We start from the raw sequence: 5,570 nt of genomic DNA on the forward strand, positions 1-5,570 counted from the left end.
AGGAAATATTCCCGCCGTATGGCGAGCGGTCGCCCGCGCATACGGAGAACGGATTTCCGTACGCGCGGGCGACCGCGGGTTCTGCTTTGTCGGCTCAGCAGCCGCCGGCCACCGCCGGGATGATCGAGACGCTGGCGCCGTCCTTGATCTCGGTCGCCAGACCCTCGGCGAAGCGCACGTCGTCGTCGTTCACGTAGACGTTCACGAAGCGGCGCAGCTTGCCCGTGTCGTCCAGGATGCGGGCCGCGATGCCCGCGTGGTTCTTCTCCAGGTCGGCGACGACCTCGGCCAGGGTGGCACCCTCGGCGGTCACCTCGGCGGCGCCGTCGGTGTAGGTGCGCAGGATGGTGGGGATGCGGACGGTGGCGCTCATGACTCTCCTAGCGGGGGCGGGGCCTATCGGGTGGTTCAGGCGGACACGAGGCCGGCGGCGCGGAACGAGTCCAGCGTCGGGCGGATGACGGCGGTCATCCCGGAATCGGAGACGGCGTCCAGGGTCTTCAGCCCGTCGCCGGTGTTGATCGCGACGGTCTCCTTGGCCGGGTCCAGCTGCCCGGTCTCGACCAGCTTCTTCAGCACGCCGACGGTCACCCCGCCCGCGGTCTCGGCGAAGATCCCCTCGGTCCGCGCCAGCAACCGGATCGCCGCCACGACCTCGGCGTCCGTGACGTCCTCCACCGCGCCACCGGTACGGCGGGCGATATCCAGCACGTACGGGCCGTCGGCCGGGTTGCCGATCGCCAGCGACTTGGCGATGGTGTCCGGCTTCACCGGCTTGATCACGTCCCGGCCGGCCTTGAACGCGGCCGACACCGGCGAGCAGCCCTCCGCCTGGGCGCCGAAGACCTTGTACGGCCGGTCCTCGACCAGGCCGAGCCTGATCAGCTCCTGGAGCCCCTTGTCGATCTTCGTCAGCTGCGAGCCCGAGGCGATCGGGATCACGATCTGCTCCGGCAGCCGCCAGCCGAGCTGCTCGCAGATCTCGTACGCCAGCGTCTTGGAGCCCTCGCCGTAGTACGGCCGCAGGTTCACGTTGACGAAGCCCCAGCCCTCGCCGGCCGGGTCGCCGATCAGCTCCGAGCAGAAGCGGTTCACGTCGTCGTAGTTGCCCTCGATGCCGACCAGCTCGCCGCCGTACACCCCGGCCATGACGACCTTGCCCTGCTCCAGGTCGTGCGGGATGAACACGCAGGACCGGAACCCGGCCCGGGCCGCCGCCGCACCCACCGCGCCGGCCAGGTTGCCGGTGGAGGAGCAGGACAGCGTGGTGTAGCCGAACGCCCGGGCCGCCTCGATCGCACACGCGACCACCCGGTCCTTGAACGAGTGCGTCGGGTTCCCGGAGTCGTCCTTGACGTGCAGCTGGGCGGTGAAACCGAGCTCCCGGCCCAGGTTGTCCGCCTTCACCAGCGGGGTCCACCCCGGGTTCAGGTTCGGCTTGGACGCCACGTCGGCCGGCACCGGCAGCAGCGGCGCGTACCGCCAGATGGAGGCCGGACCGGCCTCGATCCGCTTGCGCAGCTCCTCGGCGCCCTCGCTGCCGAACTCGTAGGCGATCTCCAGCGGGCCGAAGCACTCCAGGCACGCGAAGCTGGGGCCGAGCGGGAAGCGGGTGCCGCACTCGCGACAGGACAGCGCGGCGGCCGGGCCGAGGTCGACGGAAACAGGTGCGGCAGTGTCGATAGCCATGATGGCGAGGCCTCTCTCCTCATCTTCCCCGTGGCGCGGTCGCGACACGGGACGGAATTGGCACCTGTCCCGCCGGGGCCTGTCGACAGACAGCCGCGCGAGAAGGTTGCCGGGACGTCAACGGGCCGTTCCCTCAGTCCCTCTGGATGAGCTTGTGAAATTGTGGTGGTGCTCAACGGAGACCCCGGCGTGCAAAGGTCCGACCGCTGTACGAAGACTGTATCCGAAGGCGTCAAACCTGAACGGGACCGTCCGCCAAGCGAGATGACCCGTCCCACCGACCTCGCCGAGGAGATCTCCGTGCCCGCCGAACCGACTCCCGCGCTCCTCCCGCAGGCGGCGTCCTGGCTGCGCCGCCGCTCCTGGAGCGCGGCCGACCGGCCGGTCCGCACCCTGCTCGACGCCAAGGAGCGCACCGGTCGCACGGTCAGCGTGGTCCTCCCCGCCCTGGACGAGGAGGCCACCGTCGGCGACATCGTCCGCACCATCCGCCGCGAGCTGATGGAACGCCTCCCGCTCGTCGACGAACTCGTCGTCGTCGACTCCGGCTCCACCGACGCCACCGCCGCCGTCGCCGCCGAGGCCGGCGCCCGGGTCGAGCACCGCGACGCCGTCCTGCCCCGGCTGCCCGCCGTCCCCGGCAAGGGCGAGGTGCTCTGGCGCTCGCTGCTGGTCACCCACGGCGACATCGTCTGCTTCGTCGACGCCGACCTGCGCGAGTTCGACCCGGCCTTCGTCTCCGGCATCGTCGGCCCGCTGCTCACCGACGAGTCCATCCAACTGGTCAAGGCCATGTACGACCGCCCGCTGGAGTCGGAGGGCGCCGTCCTACCCGCCGGCGGCGGCCGGGTCACCGAACTCGTCGCCCGCCCCCTGCTCAACCTCCACTGGCCGGAACTCGCCGGTTTCGTCCAGCCGCTCGGCGGCGAGTACGCGGCCCGCCGCTCACTGCTCGAACGGCTGCCCTTCCCCACCGGCTACGGCGTCGAACTCGGCCTGCTGGTCGACGCCCTGGAGCTGGCCGGCCTGGACGCCCTCGCCCAGGTGGACGTCGGCGTCCGGCACCACCGCCACCAGGACGGCCAGGCCCTCGGCCGGATGGCCGCCACCATCTACCGGACCGCCCTGGAACGCCTCGACCGCACCCACCGCCTCAAGGCCTCCGCCGACCTCGTCCACCCCCACCTCACCCAGTTCACCCGCGACCCGGAGACCCGCGCCTTCACCGCCCACACCCACCCGGTGACCGCCCTCGAACGCCCCCCGATCCACACCCTCCCCGAGTACGCCGCCCGCCATTAGGGCCGCACGGGTTTGCCACGCCGACCCCACGGCAACATGCCAACCATGGGCGATCTCACGACCAACCGTTCGAGCGTGACCGGCACCGCCCCCGTCCTGGTGGCGTCCAACCGGGGACCGGTGTCCTTCAGCACCGCCGACGACGGCACGCTGACCCTGCGCCGCGGCGGCGGCGGCCTGGTCTCCGGCCTCTCCGCCATCGACGACCCGAACGCCGTCTGGGTCTGCGCCGCCCTCGACGACTCCGACCGCAGGGCCGCCGCCGAGGCACCCCACGGCCGCCTCGACCTGACCGGCCACGAGGTCGGCGGCCAGGCCGTACGGATGCTGGACATCGACCCGCTGACCTTCGCCCGCGCCTACAACGGCGTCGCCAACTCCACCCTCTGGTTCGTCCACCACCTGCTCTACGCGACCCCCACCGCGCCCTCCTTCGACGCCGCCTTCCGCACCGAATGGGCCGCCTACCGGGCCTACAACGAGGCCTTCGCCGAAGCCCTCGCCGCCGAGGCCGCCCCGAACGCCGCCGTCCTCGTCCAGGACTACCACCTCTCCCTGGTCCCGGCCCTGCTCCGCGAAGCCCGCCCCGACCTGCGGATCGGCCACTTCTCGCACACCCCCTGGGCCCCGCCCGAGTACTACCGGATGCTGCCCGACGACGTCGCCCGGGCCGTCCTCACCGGCATCCTCGGTGCCGACCGGGCCGGCTTCCTGACCCAGCGCTGGGCCCGCGCCTTCGCCGCCTGCTGCGAGGACCTCCTCGGCGCGACCGTCGACCACGACGCGCTCACCGTCACCGTCGACGGCCGCACCACGCGCCTCGGCGTCCACGCCCTCGGCGCCGACGCCGACTTCCTGCGCGAGCGCGCCCACCGCCCCGACGTCGACGAACGCCTCGCCGCCCTCCGCGCGGCCGTCGGCGACCGCCGCACCATCGTCCGGGTCGACCGCACCGAGCTGAGCAAGAACATCGTCCGCGGCCTCCAGGCCTACCGGCACCTGCTCCGCACCCGCCCCGAGTGGCACGACCGGGTGGTGCACATCGCCTTCGCCTACCCGTCCCGCACCGACCTCGCCGAGTACCGCGCCTACACGGCCGCCGTCCAACGGCTGGCCGAGGAGATCGACGCCGAGTTCGCCACCCCCGCCTGGCAGCCCCTGATCCTCCACGTCGACGACGACTTCCCGCGCTCCCTCGCCGCCTACCGGCTGGCCGACGTCGCCCTGGTCAACCCCATCCGCGACGGCATGAACCTGGTCGCCAAGGAGGTCCCGGTGGTCTCCGACCACGGCTGCGCCCTCGTCCTCTCCCGCGAGGCCGGCGCCCACGCCGAACTCAAGGACGACGCCCTCACCGTCAACCCCTACGACGTCATCGCCACCGCCGAGGCCCTCCACGCCGGCCTCACCATGAGCCCGGAGGAGCGCGCCGACCGCACCAAGCGCCTGGCGGCGGCGGCCACCGCGCTCCCCCCGCAGCAGTGGTTCCTGGACCAGCTCAACGCGCTGTGAGCGCGTCCGCCAAGGCCCCCAACAGCTCCACCACGCCCTCCGGCCCGGCGACCACCAGGTCCGCCCGGTCCGCCAGCTCCCGCACCGGCGCGTCCCCCACCGCGCCGGCGCAGACCAGCACCCCGGCCACGCCCTCGCCGCGCAGCTCCTCCACCGCGGCGAAGGCCGCCACGTCCCCCAGGTCGTCCCCCGCGTAGAGCACCGACCGCGCCCCCCGCTCGCGCAGGAACCCGGTCAGCGCCGCCCCCTTGTCCACCCCCGGCGGCCGCAGCTCCAGCACCAGCCGCCCGGGCTCCACCACCAGCCCGTGCCCGGCCGCCAGCTCCCCCACCGGCGCCCGCAGCAGCTCCAACGCCTCCTCCGGCGCCGCCGTCCGCCGGGTGTGCACGGCCACCGACCGCCCCTTGTCCTCCACCCACGTCCCCTCGGGCGCCCCCACCCGCTCCAGCACCCCCGGCAGCACCGCCCGCACCCGCGCCACCCCCGGATGCACCTCCGGCGCCGAGAGCTCCCCGCCCTCCCACCGCTCGGCCCCGTAGTGCCCCAGCACCACCACCCCCGGCAGGTCCGCGAACCCCCCGTACTCCACCGCCACCCCGGCCGGCCGCCCCGTCACCACCACGACGCCCCCCACCACTGGCGCCAGCCGCCGCAACACCCCCACCACCCCCGGATGCGCCCGCGCCCGCCCCGGATCCGCCACGATCGGCGCCAGCGTCCCGTCGAAGTCCAACCCGATCACGGCATCCCCGGGCGCGCCCAGCACCGCCCGCACCCCGTCCCGCCCAGCCCCGGTCCCCGGCACGAACATCTCTTCAAAGCCCATACCGAAGCCCTACCCCGGAGCCCCCCACTCCGCACCCCGCCCACCCCGGAGCCCCCGCCCCCCGGCCTCCCCCACCTCCCCACCAGGGCCACCTCCCCCACCCCCACCCACCCGCCCCTCCCCTCTAGCGAGAGGGACGCGCTGCGGGAGGGGGTGGCGCAGGGGGTGGCCGCGGAGAGGGGCGTGACGGGTGATTTTCAGACTGCCAACGGTCTGAACGCCCCACCTCCAGGGTCGGCAG

Annotated in this window: 5 protein-coding genes and 1 riboswitch; of the genes, 2 read left to right on the forward strand and 3 right to left on the reverse strand. The window is 73.4% G+C overall.

The window, feature by feature from the left end:
• Positions 1–94 precede the first annotated feature (94 nt).
• Together ACFRQN_RS39590 and thrC are read right to left on the reverse strand one after the other, a co-directional pair.
• On the reverse strand, positions 95–373 hold the full coding sequence (locus ACFRQN_RS39590; protein ID WP_049652344.1) for a MoaD/ThiS family protein: 279 nt from the start codon (positions 371–373) through the stop codon (positions 95–97).
• A 35-nt stretch (positions 374–408) separates the two neighbouring features.
• Positions 409–1,689 carry a threonine synthase gene (gene thrC / locus ACFRQN_RS39595; protein ID WP_074005446.1) on the reverse strand — a complete coding sequence of 427 codons (1,281 nt, stop codon included), beginning with the start codon at positions 1,687–1,689 and terminating at the stop codon, positions 409–411.
• Positions 1,690–1,705: 16 nt separating this feature from the next.
• Positions 1,706–1,842: riboswitch (SAM riboswitch) on the reverse strand.
• 111 nt (positions 1,843–1,953) lie between these two features.
• Between thrC and ACFRQN_RS39600 the strand changes: the two genes are divergently transcribed.
• Both ACFRQN_RS39600 and ACFRQN_RS39605 read left to right on the forward strand, forming a co-directional pair.
• Positions 1,954–2,991, forward strand: coding sequence for a glucosyl-3-phosphoglycerate synthase (locus ACFRQN_RS39600; RefSeq protein ID WP_074005445.1), 1,038 nt, complete (start codon positions 1,954–1,956; stop codon positions 2,989–2,991).
• A gap of 45 nt (positions 2,992–3,036) precedes the next feature.
• Entirely contained in the window at positions 3,037–4,503 is a 1,467-nt protein-coding gene (locus tag ACFRQN_RS39605) for a trehalose-6-phosphate synthase (RefSeq protein ID WP_380745479.1), read from the forward strand.
• Here the strand turns inward: ACFRQN_RS39605 and otsB are convergent.
• A complete protein-coding gene (gene otsB, locus ACFRQN_RS39610; protein WP_375876431.1) occupies positions 4,490–5,329 on the reverse strand; it encodes a trehalose-phosphatase in 840 nt (279 codons plus the stop codon). The two genes, ACFRQN_RS39605 and otsB, sit on opposite strands and share 14 nt — an antisense overlap.
• Positions 5,330–5,570 lie beyond the last annotated feature (241 nt).

This window comes from Kitasatospora sp. NPDC056800, from assembly GCF_042789775.1.
Lineage (GTDB): Bacteria > Actinomycetota > Actinomycetes > Streptomycetales > Streptomycetaceae > Kitasatospora.

What these genes read in the sequence shown, in the direction of transcription:
- ACFRQN_RS39590 (WP_049652344.1), bottom strand. Translation starts at nt 373, where the DNA reads ATGAGCGCCACCGTCCGCATCCCCACCATCCTGCGCACCTACACCGAC.
- thrC (WP_074005446.1), bottom strand. Translation starts at nt 1,689, where the DNA reads ATGGCTATCGACACTGCCGCACCTGTTTCCGTCGACCTCGGCCCGGCC.
- ACFRQN_RS39600 (WP_074005445.1), top strand. Translation starts at nt 1,954, where the DNA reads ATGACCCGTCCCACCGACCTCGCCGAGGAGATCTCCGTGCCCGCCGAA.
- ACFRQN_RS39605 (WP_380745479.1), top strand. Translation starts at nt 3,037, where the DNA reads ATGGGCGATCTCACGACCAACCGTTCGAGCGTGACCGGCACCGCCCCC.
- otsB (WP_375876431.1), bottom strand. Translation starts at nt 5,329, where the DNA reads ATGGGCTTTGAAGAGATGTTCGTGCCGGGGACCGGGGCTGGGCGGGAC.